The sequence below is a fragment of the Salinarimonas soli genome (assembly GCF_008386575.1).
Taxonomy (GTDB): Bacteria; Pseudomonadota; Alphaproteobacteria; order Rhizobiales; family Beijerinckiaceae; genus Salinarimonas_A; species Salinarimonas_A soli.
In genome coordinates, this window is sequence record NZ_VUOA01000017.1 from 67,966 (window position 1) to 93,941 (window position 25,976).

26 protein-coding genes are annotated in these 25,976 nt (G+C 73.1%); 9 read left to right on the forward strand and 17 right to left on the reverse strand.

All coding sequences use genetic code 11. The features are described from left to right. The first annotated feature begins 3 nt into the window (after nt 1-3). The 3 genes from addB (at nt 4) to trxA (ending at nt 7,024) form a co-directional block, all read left to right on the forward strand. Entirely contained in the window at nt 4-3,138 is a 3,135-nt protein-coding gene (gene addB, locus F0L46_RS07815; protein ID WP_149816501.1) for a double-strand break repair protein AddB, read from the forward strand. Then, entirely contained in the window at nt 3,135-6,590 is a 3,456-nt protein-coding gene (addA, locus tag F0L46_RS07820; protein ID WP_149816502.1) for a double-strand break repair helicase AddA, read from the forward strand. Before addB ends, addA begins: the two co-directional genes overlap by 4 nt. A 110-nt stretch (nt 6,591-6,700) precedes the next feature. After that, nucleotides 6,701-7,024: a thioredoxin gene (gene trxA / locus F0L46_RS07825; protein WP_149816503.1), complete on the forward strand. Its 324-nt coding sequence runs from the start codon at nt 6,701-6,703 to the stop codon at nt 7,022-7,024. A 171-nt stretch (nt 7,025-7,195) separates the two neighbouring features. On the opposite strand, the gene F0L46_RS07830 is transcribed toward trxA, so the two are convergent. From F0L46_RS07830 to trpA, 3 genes are read right to left on the reverse strand one after another with little or no spacing between them, the layout of a single operon-like run. Then, on the reverse strand, nt 7,196-8,521 hold the full coding sequence (locus F0L46_RS07830; protein ID WP_149816504.1) for a bifunctional folylpolyglutamate synthase/dihydrofolate synthase: 1,326 nt from the start codon (nt 8,519-8,521) through the stop codon (nt 7,196-7,198). A 13-nt stretch (nt 8,522-8,534) separates the two neighbouring features. Next, nucleotides 8,535-9,443, reverse strand: coding sequence for an acetyl-CoA carboxylase, carboxyltransferase subunit beta (gene accD / locus F0L46_RS07835; protein WP_149816505.1), 909 nt, complete (start codon nt 9,441-9,443; stop codon nt 8,535-8,537). Nucleotides 9,444-9,488: 45 nt separating this feature from the next. Further along, entirely contained in the window at nt 9,489-10,328 is an 840-nt protein-coding gene (gene trpA / locus F0L46_RS07840; RefSeq protein ID WP_149816506.1) for a tryptophan synthase subunit alpha, read from the reverse strand. A 212-nt stretch (nt 10,329-10,540) separates the two neighbouring features. Here trpA and F0L46_RS07850 point away from each other — a divergent pair, with 212 nt between their 5' ends. Genes F0L46_RS07850 through F0L46_RS07860 form a run of 3 tightly spaced genes read left to right on the forward strand, consistent with a single transcriptional unit; the run spans nt 10,541 to nt 11,243 of the window. Further along, entirely contained in the window at nt 10,541-10,780 is a 240-nt protein-coding gene (locus F0L46_RS07850) for a type II toxin-antitoxin system Phd/YefM family antitoxin (protein ID WP_149816508.1), read from the forward strand. Then, nucleotides 10,773-10,991 (forward strand): PIN domain-containing protein, encoded by a 219-nt coding sequence (locus F0L46_RS07855; RefSeq protein ID WP_149816509.1) that lies wholly within the window; start codon nt 10,773-10,775, stop codon nt 10,989-10,991. The genes F0L46_RS07850 and F0L46_RS07855 overlap by 8 nt, the downstream gene beginning before the upstream one ends. A gap of 15 nt (nt 10,992-11,006) precedes the next feature. Next, complete coding sequence (locus tag F0L46_RS07860) at nt 11,007-11,243, forward strand: PIN domain-containing protein (RefSeq protein ID WP_149816510.1); 237 nt, start codon at nt 11,007-11,009, stop codon at nt 11,241-11,243. Here F0L46_RS07860 and trpB read toward each other — a convergent pair. The 10 genes from trpB to F0L46_RS07910 all read right to left on the reverse strand — a co-directional run bounded on the left by trpB (nt 11,238) and on the right by F0L46_RS07910 (nt 17,868). Continuing rightward, on the reverse strand, nt 11,238-12,485 hold the full coding sequence (gene trpB, locus F0L46_RS07865; RefSeq protein ID WP_240539911.1) for a tryptophan synthase subunit beta: 1,248 nt from the start codon (nt 12,483-12,485) through the stop codon (nt 11,238-11,240). The genes F0L46_RS07860 and trpB overlap by 6 nt on opposite strands. Before the next feature lie 33 nt (nt 12,486-12,518). Continuing rightward, entirely contained in the window at nt 12,519-13,163 is a 645-nt protein-coding gene (locus tag F0L46_RS07870; protein ID WP_149816512.1) for a phosphoribosylanthranilate isomerase, read from the reverse strand. Continuing rightward, nucleotides 13,160-13,510, reverse strand: a complete 351-nt coding sequence (locus tag F0L46_RS07875; RefSeq protein ID WP_149816513.1) for a HepT-like ribonuclease domain-containing protein — start codon at nt 13,508-13,510, stop codon at nt 13,160-13,162. Before F0L46_RS07875 ends, F0L46_RS07870 begins: the two co-directional genes overlap by 4 nt. Next, nucleotides 13,510-13,803 (reverse strand): hypothetical protein, encoded by a 294-nt coding sequence (locus F0L46_RS07880; protein ID WP_149816514.1) that lies wholly within the window; start codon nt 13,801-13,803, stop codon nt 13,510-13,512. Before F0L46_RS07880 ends, F0L46_RS07875 begins: the two co-directional genes overlap by 1 nt. Nucleotides 13,804-13,834: 31 nt before the next feature. Continuing rightward, a complete protein-coding gene (gene lhpI, locus F0L46_RS07885) occupies nt 13,835-14,773 on the reverse strand; it encodes a bifunctional Delta(1)-pyrroline-2-carboxylate/Delta(1)-piperideine-2-carboxylate reductase (protein WP_149816515.1) in 939 nt (312 codons plus the stop codon). A gap of 8 nt (nt 14,774-14,781) precedes the next feature. After that, complete coding sequence (locus F0L46_RS07890) at nt 14,782-15,117, reverse strand: lipopolysaccharide assembly protein LapA domain-containing protein (RefSeq protein ID WP_149816516.1); 336 nt, start codon at nt 15,115-15,117, stop codon at nt 14,782-14,784. Nucleotides 15,118-15,132: 15 nt separating this feature from the next. Continuing rightward, complete coding sequence (locus F0L46_RS07895) at nt 15,133-15,447, reverse strand: integration host factor subunit beta (RefSeq protein ID WP_149816517.1); 315 nt, start codon at nt 15,445-15,447, stop codon at nt 15,133-15,135. Nucleotides 15,448-15,472: 25 nt separating this feature from the next. Further along, the gene (gene sppA, locus F0L46_RS07900; RefSeq protein ID WP_149816518.1) at nt 15,473-16,447 is read right to left on the reverse strand and encodes a signal peptide peptidase SppA; all 975 of its coding nucleotides are present in this window, start codon (nt 16,445-16,447) and stop codon (nt 15,473-15,475) included. Between the two features lie 141 nt (nt 16,448-16,588). After that, complete coding sequence (locus tag F0L46_RS07905) at nt 16,589-17,428, reverse strand: hypothetical protein (RefSeq protein WP_149816519.1); 840 nt, start codon at nt 17,426-17,428, stop codon at nt 16,589-16,591. Continuing rightward, a complete protein-coding gene (locus F0L46_RS07910; RefSeq protein ID WP_149816520.1) occupies nt 17,425-17,868 on the reverse strand; it encodes an ABA4-like family protein in 444 nt (147 codons plus the stop codon). Before F0L46_RS07910 ends, F0L46_RS07905 begins: the two co-directional genes overlap by 4 nt. 92 nt (nt 17,869-17,960) lie before the next feature. On the opposite strand from F0L46_RS07910, the gene F0L46_RS07915 reads away from it, so the two are divergent. After that, complete coding sequence (locus F0L46_RS07915; RefSeq protein WP_149816521.1) at nt 17,961-18,578, forward strand: TetR/AcrR family transcriptional regulator; 618 nt, start codon at nt 17,961-17,963, stop codon at nt 18,576-18,578. 82 nt (nt 18,579-18,660) lie between these two features. Here the strand turns inward: F0L46_RS07915 and rpsA are convergent, their stop codons facing one another. Together rpsA and F0L46_RS07925 are read right to left on the reverse strand one after the other, a co-directional pair. Beyond that, nucleotides 18,661-20,370 (reverse strand): 30S ribosomal protein S1, encoded by a 1,710-nt coding sequence (gene rpsA / locus F0L46_RS07920; protein WP_149816522.1) that lies wholly within the window; start codon nt 20,368-20,370, stop codon nt 18,661-18,663. Between the two features lie 322 nt (nt 20,371-20,692). Next, on the reverse strand, nt 20,693-21,244 hold the full coding sequence (locus F0L46_RS07925; RefSeq protein WP_149816523.1) for a DUF2306 domain-containing protein: 552 nt from the start codon (nt 21,242-21,244) through the stop codon (nt 20,693-20,695). Nucleotides 21,245-21,325: 81 nt separating this feature from the next. On the opposite strand from F0L46_RS07925, the gene F0L46_RS07930 reads away from it, so the two are divergent. Then, on the forward strand, nt 21,326-22,129 hold the full coding sequence (locus F0L46_RS07930) for a LytTR family DNA-binding domain-containing protein (RefSeq protein WP_188311892.1): 804 nt from the start codon (nt 21,326-21,328) through the stop codon (nt 22,127-22,129). A 58-nt stretch (nt 22,130-22,187) separates the two neighbouring features. Here F0L46_RS07930 and F0L46_RS07935 read toward each other — a convergent pair whose 3' ends face one another. Together F0L46_RS07935 and F0L46_RS07940 are read right to left on the reverse strand one after the other, a co-directional pair. After that, complete coding sequence (locus F0L46_RS07935; protein WP_210247622.1) at nt 22,188-24,074, reverse strand: heme biosynthesis protein HemY; 1,887 nt, start codon at nt 24,072-24,074, stop codon at nt 22,188-22,190. A gap of 16 nt (nt 24,075-24,090) precedes the next feature. Next, a complete protein-coding gene (locus tag F0L46_RS07940; protein WP_149816525.1) occupies nt 24,091-25,260 on the reverse strand; it encodes a COG4223 family protein in 1,170 nt (389 codons plus the stop codon). On the opposite strand from F0L46_RS07940, the gene F0L46_RS07945 reads away from it, so the two are divergent. Beyond that, nucleotides 25,244-25,849 (forward strand): hypothetical protein, encoded by a 606-nt coding sequence (locus tag F0L46_RS07945; protein WP_149816526.1) that lies wholly within the window; start codon nt 25,244-25,246, stop codon nt 25,847-25,849. The genes F0L46_RS07940 and F0L46_RS07945 overlap by 17 nt on opposite strands. Nucleotides 25,850-25,976: the final 127 nt, after the last annotated feature.

Consider the following 25,976-nt stretch of genomic DNA (forward strand, 5'->3'; position numbering starts at 1 on the left):
AGCATGGCGGAGCCGACGATCCTCACGATCCCGCCGGGGGTCCCGTTCCTGCCCGCGCTCGCCGACGCGCTCCTCGACGGGCGCCTCATCCCCGGCTTCCCCGATCCCGCCGACCCGCTCGCGCTCGCGGGCGCGGTCATCTACCTGCCGACCCGGCGCGCGGCCCGTGCGCTCGCGGCGCTGCTCGCCGAGCGGGCAGGGGAGGGGGCCGTGCTCCTGCCCCGCATCGTGCCCCTGGGCGAGGCGGACGCCGCCGAGATGGACCTCGCGGCGGGCGCCTTCGAGGCTCACGCGGCCGACGCCCTCCTCCCCGCCGTCGCGCCGATCGAGCGCCGACTCGTCCTCACCCGCCTCATCCAGCTCTGGGCCCGGCAGGTCGACCGCGCGCTCCTGCGGCTCGAGCCCGACGCACCCTGCCTCGTCCCGGGCGCCCCCGCCGACGCCGTGAAGCTCGCCGCCGACCTGGAGGGCCTCATGGACGCCCTCACCACCGAGGGCGTGCCCTGGATCAACCTCGCGGGCGCGGTGGAGGGCGAGTACTCCCGCTATTTCGGCATTACCCTCGACTTCGCCCGCATCGCCGCCGAGTTCTGGCCCGCGGAGCTCGCCGAGCGCGACGCGAGCGACCCGACCGACCGGCGCACCCGGGTCATCGAGCTCCAGGCCGAGCGCCTGCGGGTCGAGCGCCCCCGCACGCCGATCGTGATCGCGGGCTCCACGGGCTCCATTCCCGCCACCGCCGCCCTCATCCGTGCCGTCGCTTCGCTCCCGCGCGGCGCCGTGGTCCTGCCGGGCCTCGACCACGACCTCGATCCCGCCGGCTGGGCCGCCATCGGCGCCTCCACCGATCCTGACTGCGTCCACGGCCACCCGCAGGCGGTGCTGCGCCGCCTTGTCGACGAGCATCTGCGCCTGGCCCGCGACGCCGTGCGTCCCCTCGGCACCCCCGACGAGACGCTTGCCGCCCGCGCCCGCCTGCTCTCGCAGGCGCTCCGCCCCGCCGAGACCACCGAGGCCTGGGCCGCGATGCCGGGGCCCGAGCGCGAGGCCCTCGCCCAGCGCGGCTGTGAGGGCCTGAGCCTCGTCGAGGCGGCCGACGAGCGCGAGGAGGCCCTCGCCATCGCGGTCGCCATGCGTGAGACCCTCACCGTGCCCGGCCGCACCGCGGCCCTCGTCACGCCGGACCGGTCGCTCGCCGCCCGCGTCGCGGCGGAGCTCGGCCGCTGGGGCATCAAGGTGGACGATTCCGCCGGCATGCCGCTCGGCGACGCCGAGGCCGGGCGCCTGGCGCGCCTCGCCGCCGAGGCGGCGGCGGGGGATTTCGCGCCCTGGGGCGTGCTGGCGCTCCTCGCCCATCCCGCCGTCCGGCTCGGCCTGGAGCGGCGCGCCGTGGAGCATGCCGCCGCCGTGCTCGAGATTGGCGTCCTGCGTGGCCCCCGCCCGGGACCGGGCTTCGCGGGCCTCAACCATGCCCTCCAGGCCCGGCGCGGGAAGCCCGGCGGGCCCCTGCCCCGCCGCCGTCTCGACGAGGCGGACTGGGCCGCCTGCGCCGACCTGCTCCAGCGCCTGGAATACGCCTTCGGGAGCTTCACGCCCGCCGCCAAGGACGGCGACGCCATCGACCTGCGCCCGCTCGCCGCCGAGCACCGCCGCACGGTGGACGACCTCGCCCGCGGCCCGGACGACGAGGCCCCCTGGTTCCCCGACGGCTCCGGCGAGGCCCTCGCGGCCCTGTTCGACGACCTCGACACCTGCGATCCGGGGCCCATCGAGGGCCGCTTCGCCGACTATCCCGCCTTCTTCGCGACGCTTGCCCGCGAGCGCCCCGTCACCGCCCCGACCCGCGCGGTCCACCGGCGCCTGAAGATCCTCGGCCTCCTGGAGGCGCGCCTCCTCACCGCCGACCGCATCGTGCTGGGCGGCCTCGACGAGGGCGTATGGCCGCCCCGCGTCGAGACGGACGCCTTCCTCAACCGCCCCATGCGCCACGCGGTCGGCCTCGGCGCGCCCGAGCGCCGCATCGGCCAGTCGGCGCACGATTTCGTGCAGGCGCTCGGCATTCGCGACGCGGTGGTGACGCGGGCGATCAAGCGCGACGGCTCGCCCACCGTCCCGTCTCGCTTCCTCCAGCGCCTCAAGGCCTTCGCCGGCCCCGACGCCTGGACCCGGATGACCGCGCGCGGCGCCCGCCATCTCGATCTCGGCCGTGTCCTCGACACCGCCGAGCCCGAGGCGCCCCTCGCCCGTCCGCGCCCCCTGCCCGATCCCGCGCTCTTTCCGCAAACCTTCAGCGTCACCGAGATCGAGACCCTGGTGCGCGACCCCTATGCGGTCTTCGCCCGCCGCATCCTGCGCCTCGACGCCCTCGACCCCGTGGCGGCGCCGCCCGGCGCGGCGGAGCGCGGCACGCTCATCCACGGCATCCTCGCCGCCTTCGTGGCCGCCTGCCCCGGCGATCCGCCCGCCGACGCCCTGGCGCGGCTCTTAAGCCTCGGCGACGAGGCCTTCGCGGAGGTGCGCCGGGCCTTCCCCGAGGTCTATGCCGAATGGTGGCCGCGCTTCGAACGCCTGGCGGGCGAGTTCTGCCGCTGGGAGCGCGCGCGCCGGCCTGCGATCGCCGCGATCCATCCTGAGCGCTCCGGCGCCCTCGCGATCCCCCTGCCCGATGGCCGCACCATCACCTTGCGGGCCCGCGCCGACCGGATCGAGGAGGGCCGCGACGGCGGCCTGACCATCGTCGACTTCAAGACCGGCGCGCCCCCCGGCACGAAGGAAATCTGCGCCGGCTTCTCGCCCCAGATGACGCTCGAGGGCGCCATGCTGCGCCACGGCGCCTTCGCCGAGGTGCCCGCCGCCGCGGACACGCCGGGGCTCCTCTACGTCCAGGTCTCGGGCGGCAGCCCGCCGCTGCGGGAACGCGAGGTCGAGCCCCGCAAGGGCGAGACCTTGGGCGCCCTCATCGACGAGCACGAGCGGCGCCTGCGCGGCCTTCTGGCCCGCTACGCGTCGGGCGAGGCGGCCTATCTCTCCCGGCCCTTCCCGAAATCTGCCAAGCGGGTCTCGGACTACGATCATCTGGCCCGGGTGAAGGAATGGTCGGCCGCGAGCGCCGGCGGCTTCGAGGGAGACGGCGCATGAGCGGGCCCATCAATCCGGGCGAGCTCCTCGTCGTTCCCCCGAAGACCGGCCTCGACCAGCGCCGCGCCGCCGATCCGCGCGCCTCGGCCTGGGTGTCGGCCAATGCGGGCGCGGGCAAGACGAAGGTGCTCACCGACCGGGTGCTGCGCCTCCTGCTCGCGGGCGCGCCGCCCGGCCGCATCCTGTGCCTCACCTTCACCAAGGCGGCGGCCGCCACCATGGCGATCCGCGTCTTCGAGCGCCTGGGCCAGTGGGTCGCCCTCGACGACGAGCGGCTGCGGGCGGAGCTCATGAAGCTCGACGGCGAGGCGCCCGACGCCGAGCGCCTGCGGCTCGCCCGCCGCCTCTTCGCCCGCGCGGTCGAGACTCCCGGCGGCCTCAAGATCGAGACCATCCACGCCTTCTGCGAGCGCATCCTGCACATGGCGCCCTTCGAGGCGAACGTGCCCGCAAGCTTCTCCGTCCTCGACGACGGCCAGGCGGAAGAGGTCCTGGGCGAGGCCACCCGCGAGACCCTGGCGCTGGCCGCCTCGGGCGACGTGGCGCTCCGCAACGCCCTGGAGCGGGTGAGCCTCGACGCCGCGGGCGAGGCCCTGATCAAGGTGCTGCGCGACGCCCTGCGCTGGCGCGAGGCGCTTCTCGACGAGGCCGCGCTCGCCGCCACCCTGGAGCGCCTGCGCACGGCGCTTCACGTGAAACAGGGGGAGAGCGCCGCGGCGATCGAGGCCGACATGGTCGAGGGCGGCATCCCGCCCGCCGACTGGCCGGGAATCGTGCGGGTGCTCCAGGCGAGCGGGAAGAAGACCGACACGGACCGGGCCGAGGCCTTCCTGCGCGCCCTCACAGCCACCACCCCCGCCGAGCGCCTTCCGGCCTATCGCGAGGTGTTCTTCACCAAGACCGGCACGCCCCGCTCCGAGAAGCTCATCGTCACGGGCGGCGTCGATCCAGCCCTCAAGGACCGGCTGCTCGCCGAGCAGGCCCGCCTCACGGTTCTGGACGACCGCCTCAAGGCGGCTCATGCCCTGGAGCGCACCGCGGCGCTCCTAGCGCTCGCCTACGAGATCCGCGCCCGCGTCGAGGCCAAGAAGGCGCGCCTCGGGGCGCTCGACTTCGACGACCTCATCCGCAAGACCCTGGAGCTCTTGCGCCGCGACGGCGAGGCCGCCTGGATCCTCTACAAGCTCGACCGCGGCATCGACCACGTGCTCGTCGACGAGGCGCAGGACACCAACCCGGCCCAATGGGAGATCCTGCGCCGGATCACCGAGGACTTCACCGCCGGGGAGGGCGCCCGCTCCGTCTCGCCCCGCACGCTCTTCGCGGTGGGCGATCCCAAGCAGTCGATCTACGGCTTCCAGGGCGCGGCTCCGGCCGAGTTCGAGGCGAGCCGCCGGCACTGGGAGACCCGCACCCGCGCCCTCTCTCTTTCCTTCGAGGACGTGCGCCTCGATCTCTCCTTCCGCTCGGCCAAGGGCGTCCTCGACGCGGTCGACGCCACCTTCGCGGTGGCGGAGCACTTCCGCGGCCTCTCCTTCGAGGATGGCGTCGTGGGCACCGCCCATACCAGCGCCCGCAGCGGCGCACCGGGGCTCGTGGAGCTGTGGCCCGTGGAGCGCCCGGCCAAGGAGGACGAGCCCGAGGCCTGGGTGCTGCCCCTCGACGAGCCCGACCGGCAGTCGCCCGCCGTCAAGGTCGCGGCGCGGGTGGCGCGCGCCGTGAAGGCCTGGACCACGCAGCCGGACGCCTTCGGCCGCGTCTGGAGCCCCGGCGACGTGCTCGTGCTCGTGCGAAAGCGCGGGCCGGTCTTCGCCGCCGCGATCCGTGCGCTCAAAGAGGCGGGCATCCCCGTCGCGGGCGCCGACCGCCTCGACATCGGCGACCATATCGCGGTGATGGACCTCGTCGCGATCGGCCGCGCCGCCCTCCTGCCCCAGGACGACCTCACCCTCGCGGTGGCGCTGAAGACGCCGCTCGTCGGCCTCACCGACGACGACCTCACCCGCATCGCGGCCCGGCGCTATCCCGCCGAGACCCTGCGGGACGCCCTCGCCCGCCATGCCCCGACGGACGCCGCGGCGCTGCGCGGCTTCGAGGCGCTGGCTTCCTGGCGCGAGCTCGCCCGCCGCCACGGCCCCTTCGGCTTCTACGCGGCGCTGCTTGGCCCCGAGGGCGGGCGCCGCCGCCTCGTGGCGCGGCTCGGCTCCGAGGCCGGCGACGCCATCGACGCGTTCCTGTGCCTCGCCCAGACGGCCCAGACCCTCGGCGTCCCCTCGCTCACCGCGTTCCTCGCCCGCTTCGAGACCGCCGAGCACGAGGTGAAGCGCGACCTTGCCGCCGTGCGTGACGACGTGCGCGTCATGACCGTGCACGGCGCCAAGGGCCTGGAGGCCCCCATCGTGGTGCTCATCGACGGCTGCGAGGTGCTGGGCCGCGACCCGAACCTCCTGCCGCTCGCCCCCGGCCTCCCCGTCTGGGCCCCGAGCCGCGCCACCGATTCGGGCGCGGTGGGCGGCGCCCGCGATACGCTGCGGGCCAAGGGGCTGGAGGAGCACAACCGGCTTCTCTACGTCGCCATGACCCGGGCCAAGGACCGCCTAGTGATCGCCCCCTTCTCGGGCTCGCATCGCGAAACCCCGATGGAAGCCTGGTGCGAGATGATCCGCACGGGCCTCGTGCGCAAGGCGGGCGGCTTGGCGCTCGCCGAGGCGCCTTACGGCCCGGTGGAGCGCTTCTCGGATGGTGTCGCGGCACCCGGCACAGGAACGGCCCCCACGCCGGCCGAGCCCCCGCGCCCCGCCATCCCCGACTGGCTCTCGACCCCCGCCGACCCGGAGCCCGAGGACCCGCCCCCCTTGCGCCCCTCGGGCGCGCTCGCCGCCGCCGACCGCCCGCCCCGGCCCGCCGACGGCCCCTTCGCCCGCGAGGCGCGCCTGCGCGGCTCCCTCGTCCACGCGCTCCTGGAACGCCTGCCGGACGTCGCGCCCGAGCGCCGGGAGGCAGCCGCGGCGGGCTTTGTCCACGCCCGCGCGCCGCGCATGGCCGCCGAGACCCGCACCGCGATCGTGGCCGACGCCCTGCGCGTCCTGGATCACCCGGATCTCGCGGACCTCTTCGGCTCGGGCTCCCGGGCCGAGGTGCCCATCGCCGGCCGGGTGCGTCTCCCGGGGCTCGCGGAGGCCGCGCCGGTCTCGGGGCAGATCGACCGGCTCGTCGTCACGGACGGCGAGGTCCGGGTCCTCGATTTCAAGACCTCGGCCCGCGCGCCCGAGCCCGGCGCACCCGTGCCCCGCACCCATGTCCTCCAGCTCGCCCTCTACCGCGCGCTCCTCGCCGAGATCTATCCCGGCCGCCGGGTGCGCGCCTTCCTGGTCTGGACGGCGGGGCCCCGGGTGCACGAGCTGCCGGCGGCGGCGCTCGACGAGGCGCTCGCTGCGGTTGGTGCGGTTTGAAAAGCGGTGCGCCGGAACGCCATCAAGGCTGCGTGAGCGCGCCTTGATCCGCGCCCCGGGCGTCCCTACCTTGGCCGAACCCCAAGACGGCTGAAACGCAAGGTGACGCTATGGCGACCATGAAGGTGACCGATACCAGCTTCGAGACGGACGTGCTCAAGTCCGCCGAGCCCGTCGTCGTGGACTTCTGGGCCGAATGGTGCGGCCCCTGCCGCATGATCGGACCGGCCCTCGAGGAGATCGCCTCCGAGATGCAGGGCAAGGTGAAGATCGCCAAGGTGAACGTGGACGAGAACCCCGGCATCGCCTCCCAGCTCGGCATCCGCTCGATCCCGACCCTGATGGTGTTCCGCGACGGCAAGCTCGCGAGCCAGAAGGTCGGCGCGGCGCCGAAGGGCGACCTGAGCCGCTGGATCCAGCAAGCGACGGCGTGAGCCCAATCCCCCTCCCCCTTGTGGGGAGGGGTTAGGGGTGGGGGTCGGGACGCGAGTGGCCCCAGTCCAGAATAGGGCTGTACGAGCGTGCGTGCTCCCTGTTTCCCCCGCCAGCTCCGACTTTACGACCCCCACCCCCACCCCCAGCCCCTCCCCACAAGGGGGAGGGGGTTAGGCCGGCAGCGTGCCGTTGGCGGAGAGCACATCGCCTGCGAGATACAGCGAGCCGCAGATCAGCACGCGGGGCGGGCGGTCCCAGACGAAGTCCTTGAGCGAGGCGAGCGCCGCCTCGACGTTCGAGGCCGTGGAGGCGGTGAAGCCCACCCGGGCCGCGATGGCGGCCACCTCCTCGGCCGGGCGCGCCGCCATCTGGCTCGGCATCGGCACCGCGATGAGCTCGCGGGCGAGCCCCGCGAAATTGGCGAGGAAGCCCTCCGCGTCCTTCGTGCCGAGCATCCCCACCACCAGCACCAGGGGCGCCCCGTTGCGCTCCTCCAGATCCGCCATGGCGGCGGCGAGGACGCGGCCGCCGTCGAGATTATGGCCGCCGTCGAGCCACAGCTCCGTGCCCGGCGGCATGAGGGCGGGAAGGCGGCCCTTCGTGATGCGCTGCAGCCGCCCAGGCCACTCGGCATTCGTCAGGCCCGCCTCGAAGGCCTCTGTCGGCAGGCGCGAGAAGCCCGCAGCCCGCAGGGCCGCGATGGCCGTGCCGGCATTGGTGAACTGGTGGCGGCCGGCAAGACGCGGCCGGGGCAGGTCGAGGAGCGCGTCCTCGTCCTGGTAGACGAGGCGCCCGCTCTCCTCGTGCACCGAGAAGTCCTGCGCCCCCACCCGGATCGGGCTCGCGCCCGCGCGCTCGGCCCGCTCGCGCAAGGTGGCGTCTGCGGCCTCGTAGTCCTGCGGCGCGATCACGGCGGGGCGCCCGCGCTTGAAGATGCCCGCCTTCTCGCCCGCAATCCGCTCGATGGTGTCGCCGAGATATTCGGCATGGTCGTAGCCGATGGAGGTGACGACGGCGGCCGCTGGATCGTCGATCACGTTGGTGGCGTCGCAGCGCCCCCCCAAACCCACCTCCAGCAGGAGCGCGTCCGCGGGCGCGTCCGCGAAGAGCAGGAGGGCCGCCGCCGTGGTGATCTCGAACACGGTGATCGGCTCGCCGCGATTGGCCGCCTCGCAGGCCCGCAGCGCCTCCACCAGCCGCTCCTCGTCCACGAACCGGCCGCCGCCGGGCTGGCCGATCCGGATGCGCTCGTGGAAGCGCACCAGGTGCGGCGAGGTATAGACATGGGTGACGAGCCCCGCCGCCTCCAGGATCCCCCGCATGAAGGCGATGGTGGAGCCCTTGCCGTTGGTGCCCGCCACATGGATCGTCGGCGGCAGGCGGCGGTGGGGGCTGCCCATGCGCTCGAGCAGCCGCTCGATGCGCCCGAGCGACAGGTCGATCGTCTTGGGATGCAGGGCGAGGAAGCGCGCGATCAGCGCGTCGGAGGAGCTCATCGCGCGGTCGGCCTCAAGCCGCGGTGTCGATGGGCCCTGCGGGCTCCACGGGCTCCGGCGCGGATGCCTCCGGGGGCGGCGCCTTCATGAGCAGCCGGGAGAGGCGGGCCACGGTCGCCTTCATGTCGGGGCGGCTCACCACCATGTCGACCATGCCGTGGTCCTTGAGGTACTCGGCGCGCTGGAAGCCGTCGGGCAGCTTCTCGCGGATGGTCTGCTCGATGACGCGCGGGCCGGCAAAGCCGATGAGCGCGCCGGGCTCGGCGAGGTGCACGTCGCCCAGCATGGCATAGGACGCCGTCACGCCGCCCGTGGTCGGATGGGTCAGCACCACGATGTAGGGCAGCTTCGCCTGGCGAAGCCTGCGCACCGCGATGGTGGTGCGGGGCATCTGCATGAGGGAGAGCACGCCCTCCTGCATCCGGGCCCCGCCCGACGCCGTGAACACCACGAAGGGCGTGCGCTTGTCGATGGCCGTCTCGGCGCCGCGGACGAAGGCCTCGCCTGCGGCAGTGCCGAGCGACCCCGTGATGAAGTTTACGTCCTGGGCCGCCACGGTCATGGGCAGGCCGTCGACCCGGCCGAAGCCGATCTTGAAGGCGTCCTGCAGGCCCGTCTTGGCCTTCGCCTCCCGCAGGCGGTCGACATAGCGCTTCGAGTCGCGGAACTTCAGCGGATCGGGCTCGACCTCAGGGAGCGGCACGTCGATCCAGGTGCCCGAGTCGAACATCAGCTTCAGGCGCTGCACCGCCGTGATCGGCAGGTGGTGGTTGGAGCCCGGGATCACCCAGTGATTGGCTTCCACCTCCTTGTGGAACACCATCTGGCCCGTGTCGGGGCACTTGATCCAGAGATTCTCGGGCGTCTCGCGCTTGAACAGGGTCTTGATGCGCGGACGGACGACGTCGGAAATCCAGTTCATCGCTGTGTCCTCATCCTCCCCCGCCGCGCGGGGAGAGAAGGTTTTTCAAGCCGCGGCGCGCTTTGCCACCGAGCGCACGCCGCTAGCGAGGTCGCGCACGAGGGCGCAGACCGCCTCCACCGTGCCGGCCGTCGCCCGCCCCTCGCCGTCGAGGGAGGCGCGCAGCGCCTCGATGAGCGCCGAGCCCACCACGACGCCGTCCGCCCCGCCCGCGATCGCCGCCGCGTGCTCGGCGTTCTTCACGCCGAAGCCCACCACGACGGGAAGCGGCGTGTGGCGCTTGATGCGCTCCACCGAGCCGGCGACCTGGCCGAAATCCGGCGTCGCGGCCCCGGTGATCCCGGCGATCGAGACGTAATAGACGAAGCCGCCCGTATTCGCGAGGACGGCGGGCAGGCGCCGGTCGTCGGTGGTGGGCGTGGCGAGCCGCACGAAGGCGAGGCCGGCGCGCAGCGCCGGCAGGCACAGCTCTTCGTCCTCCTCCGGGGGCAGGTCGACGACGATGAGCCCGTCGATGCCGGCGGCCTTGGCGTCCTCCAGGAAGCGCGTGACGCCGTATTGATAGATCGGGTTGAAATAGCCCATGAGGATCACGGGCGTGTCCGCGTTCTCCTCGCGGAAGCGCCGCACGAGATCGAGGGTCCTCACGAGCGTCTGCCCCGCCTTGAGGGCTCTGAGCCCCGAGGCCTGGATCGCCGGCCCGTCGGCCATGGGATCGGTGAAGGGCAGGCCGAACTCGACGATGTCGGCACCGGCCTCGGGCAGGGCCCGCAGGATCGCAAGCGAGGTCTCGGGATCCGGATCGCCGGCCATCACATAGGTGACGAGCGCGGCCCGGTTCTCGGCGCGGCAGCGGGCGAAGGTGGAGTCGATGCGGGCGGTCATGGGGCGCGTGGTTAGCATGGGCCGGGCGGCGGGGGAAGGCTGGGGCGTTGCAGCGGCACGCCCAGGCCCTCGCCGAGCCCCTGCGCCTCGTCACCGCCGATGCGGTCGTTGCGCGTTACAGCGACACGATCATCCAGGTCTCGTGAGCCGCGCGCCTTCCGCTGTGACGCGGAACGGGGCAAAGGAGTGACGTCACTACAGGGGAGAGTCCGATGCGGAGGGTGTCCGCCGCCGACGCGAACCGGCACGTCTCGAAGCTCATGCGCGCCGCGATGGCAGGCGAGACCGTTATCGTGACGGACAGGGGCAGGCCGGCGGTGAAGATCGAGGCGATCAGGCCGGCGCCCGGCGACGAGAAGCCATCCGAGGCCTTCGCCGCGTTCCTAGACGAGTTGCGCAGCCGCCCCGTGTTGAACGGGGACCGGCTGACCCGCGACGATTTCTATGACTGAGCCGGGTCTCGTCGCCCTCGATACGAACATCCTGGTCTACGCGGAGGGTCTGAACGACCTCCAGCGCCACAGGGCGGCCGTCGAGGTGATCGCCGCCCTTGGAGAGCGCATCGTCGCCTTGCCCGCGCAGTGCCTTGGGGAACTGTTCTCGGCGATGGTCCGCAAATTCGGGCGTCCGCCCAGGGACGCCTGCGAGCGCGTGAGCCGGTGACGCGATCGCTCCCCCATGCTCACCGCCGACGAGGGCGCGTTCGACGACGCCATGCACCTCGCCGGCTCCCACGGGCTCCAGATCTGGGATGCCGTGATCCTCGCTACCGCCGCGGGGGCCGGATGCGCCCTGCTTCTGTCCGAGGACATGCAGGACGGCTTCGTGTGGAGGGGCGTGACGATCGCGAACCCGTTCGCCGCGACTGTTCATCCCCTCCTCGCCGATCGGCTGAAGGGGCGTCGGCCCCTATAGCCCGCCGAGATGCTCCGCCACCGTGAAGATATCCTTGTCGCCCCGCCCGCACAGGTTCATCACCATGAGGTGGTCCCGCGGCTTCTGGGGCGCGAGCTCGATAACCTTGGCGAGCGCGTGCGCGGGCTCCAGGGCCGGGATGATGCCCTCGAGCTTGGAGCAGAGCTGGAAGGCGGCGAGCGCCTCGTCGTCGGTGGCCGAGAGATAGGTGACGCGGCCCATGTCGTGGAGCCATGCGTGCTCGGGGCCGATCCCCGGATAGTCGAGGCCCGCCGAGATGGAGTGGGCGTCCTGGATCTGCCCGTCCCCGTCCTGGAGGAGATAGGTGCGGTTGCCGTGCAGCACGCCGGGGCGCCCGCCGGTGAGCGAGGCCGCGTGCAGCCCCGAGGACAGGCCGTGGCCCGCGGCCTCGACGCCGTAGATTTCGATGCCGCGGTCGTCCAGGAAGGGATGGAACAAGCCGATGGCGTTGGAGCCGCCGCCGATGGCCGCGATGAGCGAGTCGGGCAGGCGCCCTTCCGCCTCCATCATCTGCTCGCGGGTCTCGTTGCCGATGACGCACTGGAAATCGCGCACCATGGCCGGGTAGGGGTGGGGGCCCGCCACCGTGCCGATGCAATAGAACGTGTCGGCGACGTTCGTGACCCAGTCGCGCAGGGCCTCGTTCATCGCGTCCTTGAGGGTCTTCGACCCCGACTGGACGGGGACCACCTCGGCGCCGAGCATCTTCATGCGGAACACGTTGGGCTTCTGCCGCTCGACATCCACCGCGCCCATATAGACCACGCATTGCAGGCCGAAGCGCGCGCAGAGCGTCGCGGTGGCGACCCCGTGCTGGCCCGCGCCCGTCTCGGCGATGATGCGCTGCTTGCCCATGCGGCGCGCGAGCAGGATCTGCCCCAGCACGTTGTTCACCTTGTGGGCGCCCGTGTGGTTGAGCTCGTCGCGCTTGAAGTAGACCTTGGCGCCGCCCGGGAGGCCGGAGGCCTTGGCGACCTCACGAAGATGCTCGGTCATCCGCTCGGCATAATAGAGCGGGCTCGGCCGGCCGACATAATGGGTGAGATACGAGGTCATCTCGGCCGCGAAGGCCGGATCGGACTTGGCCTGCGTGTAGGCCTGGTCCAGCTCCAGGATGAGCGGCATCAGGGTCTCGGCGACGAAACGGCCGCCGAACAGGCCGAAATGGCCGCGCTCGTCGGGGCCGGTGCGGAACGAGTTGGGCGTCTGAGGCGCGGTCACGGGCGGCGCTCCTTGGTGGAATGACATGGGGCCTCACGCCCCCTTGGCGGCCTCGACGAAGGCCGCGATCCTGGCCCTGTCCTTGATCCCCGGCGCGCTCTCCACGCCAGACGACACGTCGACGCCCCCGATCCGGGTGAGCCGCAGGGCCGCCGCGACGTTGGCCGGGTCCAAGCCCCCTGACAACATGAGCGGCTTGCCCAGGTCAAGGCCCGTGACGAGGCGCCAGTCGAACGACAGGCCGTTGCCGCCGGGGAGGGCCCCGGCCGTGCGCGGCGGTTTCGCGTCGACGAGAAGGCGGTCCGCCACGGCCGCGTAGGCGTGAAGCCCGGCGACGTCGCCCTCGTCGGCGATTCCCACCGCCTTCATGACGGGCACGCCGAAGCGCGCCCGGATGGCGGCCACGCGCTCCGGGCTCTCGCGGCCGTGGAGCTGGAGGAGATCGGGGCGCAGGGCTTCGAGCGTGCGGGCAAGCTCGTCGTCGTCCGGGTCGACGAGGAGGGCCACGACGCCCACCCGGCCGCGAGCGCGCGCGGCCAAGGCGCCGCCCGCGTCGAGCTCGACATGCCGGGGGCTCCTCGGGAAGCGCACGAGCCCCACCATGTCGGCGCCCGCCTCGAGCGCGGCGTCGAGGGTCTCGGGGGTGGACAGGCCGCAGATCTTGACGGTGGGGGTCATCGGTCGGGCGCCTCGATCCGTCGTGTCAGGTCACCCAGGGCTTCGTCGAGCGGATCGAGCTCCTGCGCGACCATGCCGGCGATGATCGGGAGGTCGATCGTCCAATATGCATGCACCAAGCGGTTGCGCACGTCCTTGATCGCCCGCCAGGGCACCGTGGGCGCCAGGCTCTTGATGTCGGGTGAGACCTGGCCGAGCGCCTCGCCGATGACGACCAGCGCGTAAGTGACGGCATGGGCTGCCTCCGGGCGGCCGGCGAACGCCTGCCCGTCGACGGCACCGAGATGGGCGCGGGCATGGCGGATGAAAGCCCGGGCATCGTCCAGGCGCTCGCGATCGGACCGCATCAGATCGGCTCGGCCAGCCTTGGCAGCTCGGTCGCCTCGCGGCCCTTCAGGCCGCTGAGAAGGACGAGTTCGACGGGGCGCCCGAGGAGGTCGGACAGCTCGACCTGCGCCTGCGCGAAGGTCAGCAGGTTCAGGCCATCCTTCTTGGCAGTCAGGAACACCATGCGGTTTTCGCCCTCGACATAGGCAGCGCAGTCCCGCGGCAACTGCCCCACGAAGGTGAGCGGAAACCGCGCCTCGATCGTCGCCACGTGGTGGCGCAGGATGGCGCGGGGGATGACGGGCGCGTTCATAGGGGGAGTATAGGCCTGATCGGGCCGGTTTTCACCCTGCCACGGCCCGCCAGACCGCCATGGCCGCCGCGAGGTCCTCAAGCGCCGTACCGACGGACTTGAACAGGGTGATCGCCTCCGGCCCCGAGCGGCCCGGCGCCGTGCCCCGGCACAGCCCCGCGAGGTCGCCGCGCACGTGGCTTTCAGTGATGGCGCCGCTTTTCAGCCCCAGCGCCACGTCGCCGCCCTCGGTGAGGGCCGCCGGCGTGTCGACATAGACCTCCGCCCGCTGGAGCGCCGCGTCGTCGGCCTCGCGCATGTGGAGGTTGAAGGCGCCCACAAGATCGAGATGGGCGCCGGCCTTCAGCCACGCGCCGTGCACCACGGGCTCGCGGGCGAGCGTCGCGCAAGAGACGAGGTCGGCCTCGCGCACCGCCGCTTCCAGATCCGTGACGGCGCGGGCGGGCACGCCCCGGCCTGTGAGATCGCGGGCGAGCGCCTCCGCACCCCCCGGCCTGCGGTTCCACACCGCCACGTCCTGGAGCGGCCGCACGCTCGCATGGGCCCGCACGAGGAAGGGGGCGAGCGCCCCCGAACCCACCATGACCATGCGGGCGGCGTCCGCCCGCGCGAGATGCGAGGCGGCGAGCGCGGAAGCCGCGGCCGTGCGCCAAAGGGTCAGGCGGGTGCCGTCGAGGCACGCGAGCGGCGCGCCCGTGGCGCCGTCCATGAGGAGATAGGTGCCCAGCACGCTGGGAAGGCCGCGCGCGCCGTTCTCGGGGAACACCGAGACCACCTTCACCCCGAGGAAGTCCTCGGCTCCCGTCCAGGCCGGCATGAGGAGGAGGGTCGCGTCGTGGCCCTCGCGGGCGATCTCGTGGTGGTGGCGCACCGGCGTGGTGACGCCGGCCCGGAAGGCCGCCCCGAGCGTCTCCACGAAGGCCGGATAGCCGAGGGCGCCGTCGATCTGCGCGGCCGAGATGACGCGCATGAGACGCCTCAGCGGGGCTGGGACGAGGTGAGGGCCGGCAGGCCGCCCGGATGGCTGCGCGTCTGCTGCACCTCGGTGCGCAGGGTGCGTGCCTCGCGGCGATAGCGGCGCCCGGCCCGCCGGTGCCCGCTCTGGCCGAGCCAGCTCGCGATGCCGCCGATAAGCACGCCGAGCATCACGGCGCCGAACAGGACGAGGAAGAGGGGCAGCTCGTAGGAGAGCATCGGCGCGTCGGCCGAGAACGGATCGAGGGACAGGCGCACCGGCCCGCGATTGGCGATGGCGAGCAGCACCACGATCAGCGACAGCGGCACCAGGAGGAGGGCTTTGAGAAAGGTCTTCATGGGGTCTCCGTCGCGTCAGGCCCGCGCGCGCACCGGCGGTGCAGGCGCCTTCTCGGCATTGAGGCGGGCCCGCATCTCCTTGCCGGTCTTGAACACGGGCACCGCCTTCTCGCCCACCTCAACGGTCTCGCCGGTGCGGGGGTTGCGGCCCGTGCGGGCGTCGCGGCTTTTCACCGAGAAGGCACCGAAGCCTCGCAGCTCCACGCGGTCGCCACGGGTGAGCGCGTCGGCAATGGTGTCGAGGATCGCGTTGACGATGTTCTCGACGTCCCGCTGGTAGAGGTGGGGGTTGCGCTCGGCGATCCGCGCCACGAGCTCGGACTTGATCATGGGCCTGATCCCTTACGATGCGGAATTATTTCTCAGTGGGAGGCTGCCAGAGCGCCAGGAGACCGTCAAGCCGCAACCGGTCCGACACATCGGCCCGGCGCAGGGCTCCTCCTAGACGCTCCAGGCCCATGAGGTCGGCGCCGAAGGCGGCGGCCGAGAGGAGGCCGAAGCCGTCCGCGTCGCGCTTGGGCTTCCATTCACGGATCGGCAGGTCCTTGGCCACGCCCTTCTCGCGTTCCAGCCAGGCCTGCGCCTCGCGCTCGCCGCCAAGCTCGTCCACGAGCCGGAGGGCCAGCGCCTGGCGTCCGCTGTGGACCCGCCCGTCGGAGACCGCGGCGAGCTGCTCCGGGCCGAGCTTGCGGCGCTCGCTCACGAGGCCCTTGAACCAGTCGTAGGTGTCGCGCACCACGTTGGCGAGCGCCTCGCGGGCCTCCGGCGAGGTGGGGGTGAAGGGGCTTGGCGCCGCCTTGAGCGGGCTCGACTTGATCTCCTCCACCTTCACGCCGAAGCGGTCGAGGAGCGCGGTGACGTCCGGATACTGGAACAGGACGCCGATGGAGCCCACGAGCGAGGTCTCGCGCGCCAGGATGCGGTCGGCGCCGAGCGCCGCGATATAGCCGCCCGAGGCCGCCGTGCCGTCGACGAAAGCGACGAGAGGCTTCTTCTCCGAGAGGCGGCGGATGTTGCGGAAGAGCTCCTCGGAGCCCGTGGTGGTGCCCCCGGGGCTGTCGATGCTGACGATCACCCCCGCGACGTTGCCCGCCTCGCCGACGCGCTTGAACAGGTCGGCCATGCGGCTCTGGTCGGATCCGATGACCCCGTCGATCTCGATGCGCGCGATCTGCCCCGCCGTGGCGGAGACCGGCCCGCGCCCTGCCGCCATGAGCCCTACGATCACCACGCCCGCCACGGCGGCGAGCACGGCGAGCACGCGCCAGAACGACAGCTTGCGCCGCAACCGGCGCCGGTCGGCGATCAGATCGGCCTCGGACGAGGGCATGGAACCTCACGGAATGCGCGCGCCGGCTGCGGGCCGGCCGGAAGGGCGGGACATTAACGGAGGGGAAGGCGGGGGGGAAGGGGGCGTGAGGGCTCCGGAACGGGACGATCGGTCACGCTTCGCGCCCGGCCGGCCTCGGACTCAGCCCCCGATCAGCGGCACGCCCCGCAGCGCCAGGACGAAAGCGGCGATCGTCGCGGACGAGTAGGCGAGGGCGGCGGCGAGAACCGCCGCGAGACCTGCGCGCGGCGCCAGCAGGCGCCCGGCGGCGTAGCCCACCACGGGCAGGGCATGCAGGGCGTGCATGCCGAGGAAGTGGGCGCTGCGCAGATCTCCGCCCGTGCGCGACCAGCCGAGGACCGGCAGGCCGCCCGCGTCCGAGCGAATCCCCCCGATCCAGTGCCCGTTCCCCGCCGAGAGCACGGCGCCGCTCCCCGCGCCGAGCACGAAGGTGAGGGTGAGGCCCAGTACGATGGAGGTGAGGTAGGCGGGGGCGAGGTGGGCCGGGCGGTGGCGCGCGAGGAGCACGGCGAGCGCAGGGCTCACCGCCGTGAGCGCTACGGCGCCGACGCCCATGAGGCCGTACATCGCGGCGTGGAAGGGGTCGCCGACATTGTAGTGCGAGGCAAGCCCCCGGGCGGCTTGCGCCGCGATATAGACCATCTCGAAGGACGCTGCCCCGATGGCGACGGCGCGCAGGGCACCGGCCACGCGGCCCCGGCGCACGGCCTCGGGCAATTCGCCCATGAACCAGGCGAGCGTGAGCAGATAGACCCCGATCGACGCCTCGAACTTCAGCGGCTTCACCCAGATCGCCACGCCGTTCAGGGTCCGGGGATCCACGGCGAGCGCGATCGCGGTCGGGACCATGAGCGCGAGGAGCAGGAGGCCTGCCCGGGCGAGCGCGGGATCGCGGCGCAGGAGCTCGGCCGGGACCCCCGGCAGGGGCAGGCGAGCGGGCGCGAGGATGAGGCCGGTCATCGGGCGGCTCCCTCGGCAAGGGTGGGGCGCCCGCGCCAGAGCCCCCGCAGGGCGACGAAGGCGAGAAGGCCCGTGGGGCCGAAGAGAAAAGTGGGCGGTAGGGCCAGGACCGCGAGCCAGTGGGGCAGCCCGTCGCGGCGCGCCCGCCGGACGATCCAGCCGCCGACGAAGAGATCGAAGGCGAGATAGTGCACCCAGCCCGCGAGCAGGATCGGCCGGCTCTGGAACAGGGTCGCCACCGTGTCGAGGGAGCCGAACCCGCCCGGGGCGCCGCCCCAATGCACCACGACGAGGGCAGCGTACCCGAGGGCGAGGAGGAGGGGGATTGCGAGCCCGGCGAGCGGGTCGATGAGGCGCGGGGCGAGCGGCGTGAGGACCAGCGCGATCCAGCCCGTGAGGGCGAGCAAGCCTGCGAGCGAGAAGAGCTGATCGAGCGACATGGTGTATCTTTACATTGGCAAGATGCACAGCCTAGCGGGCCCGTCTAGACGGTGTCAAGATGATCCCTTATGCCATTCGGGCTGAGGAGCCCATGCCGCAGCCCGTCCCAGACAAGACCGCCTACCATCACGGTGACCTGCGCCGGGCTCTCCTCGACGCCGCCGAGCTCGTCCTCGCCGAGCGCGGCATCGGCGGCTTCACCTTGCGCGAATGCGCCCGCCGGGCGGGCGTCTCGCATGCCGCGCCCGCACACCATTTCGGCGACGTCACGGGCCTCCTCACCGCGCTTGCCGCGCTGGGCTTCGAGACGCTGGCCGCGAGCATGCGTGAGGCGCGGGCGGGCATCGACGACCCCAGGGAACGTCTGCGTGCCATCGCCCGTGGCTACGTCGCCTTCGCCCGCCGGCATCCGCAACGCTTCCGCCTCACCTTCAGCCGCTCGCGGCTGAACGGCGACGATCCCGTCTATCAGGCCGCCGCGGGCGCGGCCTTCGCGGAACTGGAGGCGGCGATCCGCCTGCTGCACGGGGCCCCCGACGCGCCGCTGGAGGGGGTTTTGCGCGCGGCGCTGACCCAGTCCTGGTCCGTGGTCCACGGCTTCTCGCACCTCCTGCTGGAGGGCCATGTCGCGCATATGACGGACGGCGAGGGCGGCGTCGACGCCTTGCTGGAGGGCGTCATCGCCTCCATCGGGCAGCCCGCCCCATGAAAAAACCCGCGCCGGTCGCCCGGCGCGGGTTTCATGTCTGGGCGGCGCCCCGCCGGAGCGGAGCGCCTCGAAGCCCGAGGGCTTACTTCTTGTCCGTGGTGCGGGCCTTGTTCAGGGCCGCGCCGAGGATCTCGCCGAGCGAGGCGCCGGAGTCGGTCGAGCCGTAGGTGGCGATCGCCTCCTTCTCCTCGGCCATTTCCAGGGCCTTGATGGAGAGCTGGACGCGGCGGGCCTTGCGGTCGAACTGGACCACGCGGGCATCCACCTTCTCGCCGGCCGCGAAGCGCTCGGGGCGCTGGTCGGCGCGGTCGCGGGCAAGCTCCGCGCGGCGGATGAAGGTCGACAGGTCGGTGTCGACGATCTTCACCTCGAGGCCCGAATCCTTCACCTCGAGCACCTCGCAGGTGACCACCTGGCCCTTGCGGATCTCGCCGGCATCCGCGAAGGGATCGCCCGCGAGCTGCTTGATGCCGAGCGAGATGCGCTCCTTCTCGACGTCCACGTCGAGAACCTGGGCGCGCACCACGTCACCCTTCTTGAACTCGTCGATGACCTGCTCGCCCGGGCGGTTCCAGTCGAGGTCGGAGAGGTGGACCATGCCGTCCACGTCGCCTTCCAGGCCGATGAACAGGCCGAACTCGGTCTTGTTCTTGACCTCGCCCTCGACGACGGAGCCGACGGGGTGCTTCTCGGCGAAGCCCTCCCACGGGTTCTGCAGGGCCTGCTTGAGGCCCAGGCTGATCCGGCGCTTGACAGGATCGACCTCGAGGATGACCACCTCGACCTCTTGCGAGGTGGAGACGATCTTGCCCGGATGGACGTTCTTCTTCGTCCAGGACATCTCGGAGACGTGGATCAGGCCCTCGATCCCCGGCTCCAGCTCCACGAAGGCGCCGTAGTCGGTGATGTTGGTCACGCGGCCCTTGAGGCGGGCATTGACCGGATAGCGGGCCGCGATGCCCTCCCACGGATCGGCGAGCAGCTGCTTGATGCCGAGCGAGATGCGGTGGGTCTCGTGGTTGATCTTGATGATCTTGACCTTGACCGTCTGGCCGATGGTGACGACCTCGGACGGGTGGTTGACGCGCCTCCACGCCATGTCGGTGACGTGCAGCAGGCCGTCGATGCCGCCGAGATCGACGAACGCGCCGTACTCGGTGATGTTCTTGACGACGCCGTCGATGACCTGACCTTCTTCGAGGTTGGCCACGAGCTCGGAGCGCTGCTCGGCGCGGCTCTCCTCGAGGACGGTGCGGCGCGACACGACGATGTTGCCGCGGCGGCGATCCATCTTGAGGATCTGGAAGGGCTGGGGCATGCCCATGAGCGGCGTGACGTCGCGCACGGGGCGGATGTCGACCTGCGAGCGCGGCAGGAACGCCACGGCCCCGTCGAGATCGACGGTGTAGCCGCCCTTCACCTGGTTGAAGATGACGCCGTTGACGCGCTCGTTGTTCTCGAACGCCTTCTCGAGCTTCACCCAGCTCTCCTCGCGGCGAGCCTTGTCGCGCGAGATGACGGCCTCGCCGAGCGCGTTCTCGATGCGCTCCACGTAGACCTCGACCTCGTCGCCGACGCTGAGCGTCTGGTCGCGACCCGGGCCGGTGAACTCCTTCAGGGCGACGCGCCCTTCGGTCTTCGCGCCGATGTCGATGACCGCGACGTCCTTCTCGATGGCGACCACGGTCCCCTTGACCACGGCGCCCTCGGCGACCTCGGACTGGCCGAAGGACTCCTCGAGCAGGGCGGCAAAATCTTCGCGGCTGGGCGCGCGTTGTTGTGCGACGGACATTCGTTCTCCTTAGAAGCCCCCGTGGGGCATGCGCCGGCGGCTCGCGTTGCGGGCCGTCCCCGTCCGCCGGAGCCCTGCGGGCCCTTGATCCGGGCCGTGATTGCAGGGCATGCCGCTCATGTGTGGGAGCGGGCCGGCGCGTCTTCGACGAACGAGGACATCAGTTCATACGTCTGGCGCGCCGGATGAGCGAAAGGGCGGGCTGCGGTCGCCCGCTCCCGCCGCCGCACAACCAACGCGCCGTCAGATTCCGGTCACATAACGGAAAAGCCCGCCTACGGCAAGGGCGGGCGGGACCGGGGCGCCGGCGGCCCGCGCCGATTCAGGCTCGCCGCGTGAGCCGGGGCCCGACGGGGCGGCCGCGTTCGCGCGCCAACCCGAGCCGCACCGTACCGAAAGCGGCGGCCGCGAGCAGGATCCAGCCCCAGAGGGGGACGACGGCGAAGGCCGCGGCGATCGGCCCGTGGACGCCCTCGGACGTCCCGAAGATCACCGCATGCATGATGCGGCCAGGCATCAAGGTGAAGCCCCCGGAGATGACGAGGGCGCCGGCGAAGAGCGAGACCATGGCCGTGCGGTGCGCCCGGATCCGGCCCGCCCGCGCCATGGCGACCGCGTAGACAAGAGCCGCCAGCGTCAGGGCCGAGAGCCCGTGGATCGGGCTCCACCCGCCCCAGGCCGTGTGGCTGGAGATCGCGAAGGAGGACAGGGCGGTCGCCGCCATCAGGCCGACCCAGAGGCGTCCCAGGAGCCGGTGCGCCCATCCGCCCTTGCGGCGCGCCAGCATGGCAAGGCCGAGCCCGAAAGCGGCGATGGCCGCGAGCGCATGAACCTGGATGGCGGGGGAGGCGGAAAGGAGCGGAGCGAGCGACATGATGACCTCAAGGATCGAGCGGCGCCGGCTGGCGCCTTGCGGCTCCTGTCTGACGGGCTACGATCCCCGGGACGAGGGCAGATGCGGGAACGGGACGGGGACTTCGTGAGCGGCGGATCGATGCAACTCGCGCTTCGCGAATGGCGCGCCCTCTATCTGAGCCGCCGCGCGCTCGCCCTCATGGCGATCGCTGGGGGGATCGTCGGCCTCGCCGGGCCCTTCGGCACCTCGGAGGCTCTGCCGGTCGCCGGCCGCCTCGCCTACTGGACCGCGATCGTCTTCCTCACCTTCGGGGTCGGCGCCGCGGCGGTGCTCGCCCTCCCGCGCCTGAACCCTCTCGCGCGCCTGCCGCGGGCCGCGGGGCAGATCCTCGCCGCGCTCGCCGCCGGGCCGGCGATCGCCGCGGTCGTCGCCCTCGTCAATCTCGCCGCCTTCCCCGAGACGCCCGAGGCGCTGCCGAACGTCCTGCGCCTGTCGCTCGATTGCGCGCTCATCGCCGCGGGGGTCACGGCCGCGATCGGCCTCGTGGCCCGAGGAGCGCCCGCACCCTCAGCCCCGGCGCCGGCTGGAGGACCGGCCATCATGCGCCGCCTGCTGATCGAGCGGCGCGGACGCCTCCTGCGCCTCTCGGTCCAGGACCATTATGTCGAGGTCCACACGGAGCGGGGCATGCACCTCGTGCTGATGCGGCTTGCCGACGCCATCGACGAGACGGAGGGCGTGCCGGGCCTGCGGGTCCACCGCTCGCATTGGGTCGCGCTGGAGGCGATCGCCGGGGCTCGCCGCGAGGAGGGCCGCGTCGTCCTCGCCCTGCGTGACGGAACGATCATCCCCGTGAGCCGGGGCAACGTCCAGGCGCTCCGCGAGGTCGGCGTGCTGCGCTGAGACGGGGCGGCGCGAGCCCTCTCCCCGCCCGTGAGGAGCGGGGAGGGGCGCGTCTGCCTCACCCGAACAGCTTGAACCGCGAGGGCTTCTGCGCGCCGGGCTTCGGCCCCGGATCGTCGGGTGGGTGGGTGAAGGCGGCGGGGTCGGCCGCGCGGTCGTGGCCGTTGCCGCGCTTCTGCGCGCCCTTCACGGGCAGCGGGGTCACCGACGCCTCGCGGGCCGGCGCGGGCTCGGCCGGGGTCTCGGTGGGAATGGGCTCCACCTTGAGGTCCGGGGGCGAGGTCACCGGGATGGGCGGGCTCTCGGCCGGGGGCGAGAGATCGGGCTCGGGCGCCTTCGGGGCGGCGGGTTTCGCCTCGACGGGCCTGATCTCGGCCACCTTGGCCTCCGCGGGCCGGGGCTGCGGCGCGGGGGTCTCGGCAGGCTTCGTCCCGACCCGCGCCGTCTCGGCGACGGGCGCCGGCCGGGGCTCCACCACCCGGGTCTCGACGGTCCGCGTCTCGACCACGGTGGCGGTCTCGCGCACGGGCGCCAGCTCCTGCGCGGCCCGCGGCGCCTCGACGATGCGGGCATGCGAGGGCGGAGCGAGGGCGACGGGATCGTCGGCCCGGTCGTCGATGTCGAGGAGCGTGTTGTCGATCGCCGTGGTGCCGGCGCCGGAGATGAGGTCCGGCGGCGTCCCCCAGGTGAAGGCGTCGAGGCGCCCGCTCACGGGCGAGATCGGGCTCCAGCGGTCCGAGACGAGGCCGTCGGCGATCCAGGCCGGACCCCGCGGCGCATGGGCCGCGCGGGCGAGCCATTCGCGGGCGCGCGCGCTCGTTCCGTGCTCGGCGCGCTCCAGCTCCGCCATGAGCAGGCAGGTGCGCACGTCGGGGCGGCTCTCGAGGTTGGGCTCGATGGTTTGGCGGGCGAGCCCGAAATCCCGGGCCTCCATGGCGGCGCGGGCCACCGCGAGGCGCGCCTCCGGGTGCCAGCTCGACAGGCGCGCCAGGTTCTGGGCGCGCTTGAGCCGGTCCAGCGCCGCGTCGCCGGGGCGCAGGTGCAGGTAGACATGGGCGAGGTCGGGATGGGGGCAGGCCTTCCACGCCGCCTCGACGATCCGCGATGCCTTGCGCAGGTCGCCCTTGTCGGCGAGGAGCCGGCCGGCGATGACGGCGGCGGGGACGAGGTCGGGCGCGAGGCGCGCCGCGTCCTGGGCGCTCGCGAGCGCCCCCGTGGTGTCGCGCTCGCCCCGGGCGAGGGCGTCCGCCGTGAGGAGCACCGCGCGCTGGCGCTTCGAGGTGGCCGAATCGACGAGGCCGAGCGACGCGCGCCGCTCCACGGTGTCCAGCGCGCCCTTCCAGTCGCCCTCGGCGCACTGGCCCTCGAGCACCGCGTCGTTCGCCCAGCCGACGGCGGGGGCGAGGCGCGCGGCCTCCGTGGCATAGGTCCGGGCCGCCTCGCGGTTGCCCAGGCGCCGGGCCTCCACATAGAGGCCCCGCAGGCCGAGCACGCGGGTGTCGTCCGTCTCCAGCATGGTGCGGAAGGCGTCCTCCGCGGCCGGGCGGTCGCCCGCGATCTGCGCGGCCTGCGCCTTGAGGAGCAGGGCCAGGGGCTCGCGGCCCAGAAGGCGGCTCGCCTCGGCGGCATGGCGGCGCGCGGCCGTGGCGTCGCCCGCCCCCACCGCGATCATGCCGCGCGAGAGCGCGCCGAGGCCCCGGCTGTGGCGCCGATGGGCCGACGCCCGCGAGAGCCGGGTCGGCAGCGCCATCACGAACCGGGCGAGCGCCCAGAGCAGGATGAGCGCCAGCGCCAGGCCCACCACGAGCACCGCCGCGATGGCGGCGGTGGTCTGGGCCTGGTAGCCGCCCCAGCTGACCGCGACCGTACCGGGCCGCTCGGCGATCCAGGTGGCGCCGAAGGCCGCCGCGAGGAGGAGGACGAGAAAGACGAGAACGCGCCACATGTGTCGGTGAGCTCCTCTAGCGCGCGGGGGCGTCGAGACCGGCGAGGGCGTCGCCGGCCATAGTACGGGCAGCCTCCTCGGCCGCGACGCGGGTTCTGAGACGTTGGCCGAAGTCCTGCGAGGCCTTCTTGGCGGCCTCCGGCAGGGCATCGTAGGCCTTGAGCGCTCCGCGCAGGTCGCCGCCGCGCAGGGCGGCCTCGACCCGGTCGAGGGCCGCCTTGACCTCGTCGGGCGCCGCCTCGCCCGTCGGGCGCACGGTCACTAGACGGTCGGCCAGGCGCAGGACGCCGCTCGTCCAGTCGTTCCCGCCGCCGCCGCCCGCATCTCGGGCGGCCGGCGGCGTGCGCGAGGCGATCGCGACGCGCTCGGCCACGGGCTTGAAGTCGGCGGCCAGCGCCGCCGCGGTGGGCGCGCCGGAGCCCGCGAAAGGGGCGACCGCGTCCACCCGCTGGGCATCGGCGCCGGAGCGGCGCAGGATGTCGAGGGCCTGCGGGTAGGGGGCGCCGGTCCGGATGGCGTCGGCGACCCGCTCGGCCGCGGCGACGCGCTGCATCGCCTGGGCGGCGCGGGTGGCCCGCTCCGTGGCCTGCTGGACGGAGGCGCCGAGCGTGCGCTGCCCCTCGGCGAGCCGGCCTTCGAGGGCCTTGGCGGCCTCGTTGGCGGACTGAACCCCGCCCTCGAGCCCCGTGACGCGGGTCCCGAGCTCCTGAATCGCCTTCGCGTTGGCTTCGCTCGCCGGCGTCGAGGCGGGGGCCGGGCGGTCGATGGCCTGCTGGGCGAGCGCCCGGGCGGCGTCGATCCCGCCCTGGGCCGATTTCTGCGCGCCCTCCACCTGCGCGAGGCGCTGCTCCAGCGGCTCGAGGGGCGGGCGCTGCGCGACGCGCTGCTCCAGCTGCGCGAGGCGCGGGGTAAGATCCTCCTCGCCGCCGCGATAGGCGTCGTAGGCCACCATCAGCCCTGCCCCGATGAGGCCGCCCAGCACGGAAGCCGCCAGGAGCGAGCCGAAACCGGCGCCGCCCCGGGCTCCGGCGCCCTGCGAGGAGCCGGGATCGGCCGGGGTCGCGCGCGGCCCACCCGAGGCCTCCGGCGCCCGTGACACGCTCGACGGCACGGCGGACGGGGTGATCTTTGGCGCGGTCGCGGGGCCGCCCGGCTTGGCGCCTTCGTGCTTGGCATTGTCCGGCATCGGCCCGCTCGACGGCGCGGGCATGCCGGGCTTGCCGGTGTCGGAGATCTTGGCCGTGGTCGCGGAGGCCTCGCCCGGCTTCGGCGCGGGCACGATCGGGCTTGCGGGGGTCTTCGCAGTCTCGGTCTTCGCCGGCTCGCTCTTGGACGCCTCCGTCTTGTCGCCTCCCGTCACGGACGGGGAGGCGGCGGCGGATTTTGGGCTCACGGCGGCCGAGGGAGCGACGCTCTTCGCGGGCTCCGACGGGGGCGCTCCGGCGGGTTTCGACGCCTCGGCGCCGGCGGCCGGCGTGGGGGCCTTTGCCCCGGCGTCGGACGAGAGAGGCGATGCTGGCGCGGGCGTCGGAGCCGGCGTGCCGCCCGCAGGCGTGGACGGGCCCGGCGCGGGCTTGTCGGACCCGGCCGCCTTCAGCGCCTCGATCGCCGGGGTTGCGGCCTTCGGCGCAGGCGCGGGCGATCCGCCCGGGGCCGACGGCGTGGCGTTGGGCGTCGTCGCGGGGGAGGCAGCGGGCGCGGGCGTCCCGGCCCCCGGCGCGGCGGAGGTGGCCTCGACGGGCTTGCCGTCGACGATGCTCGCCCCGCGGCCTTGATCGCGGCGCTGGTCGGAGCGGTTTGGCGGCTTCTTGCTCACGTGATCCTTCCCAGGCAGGCAGCCTCGTGGCGGCCACGCTTCGAGTCACCTCTAGCATGGCGACAACGCATCAGGCGAGAACGGGC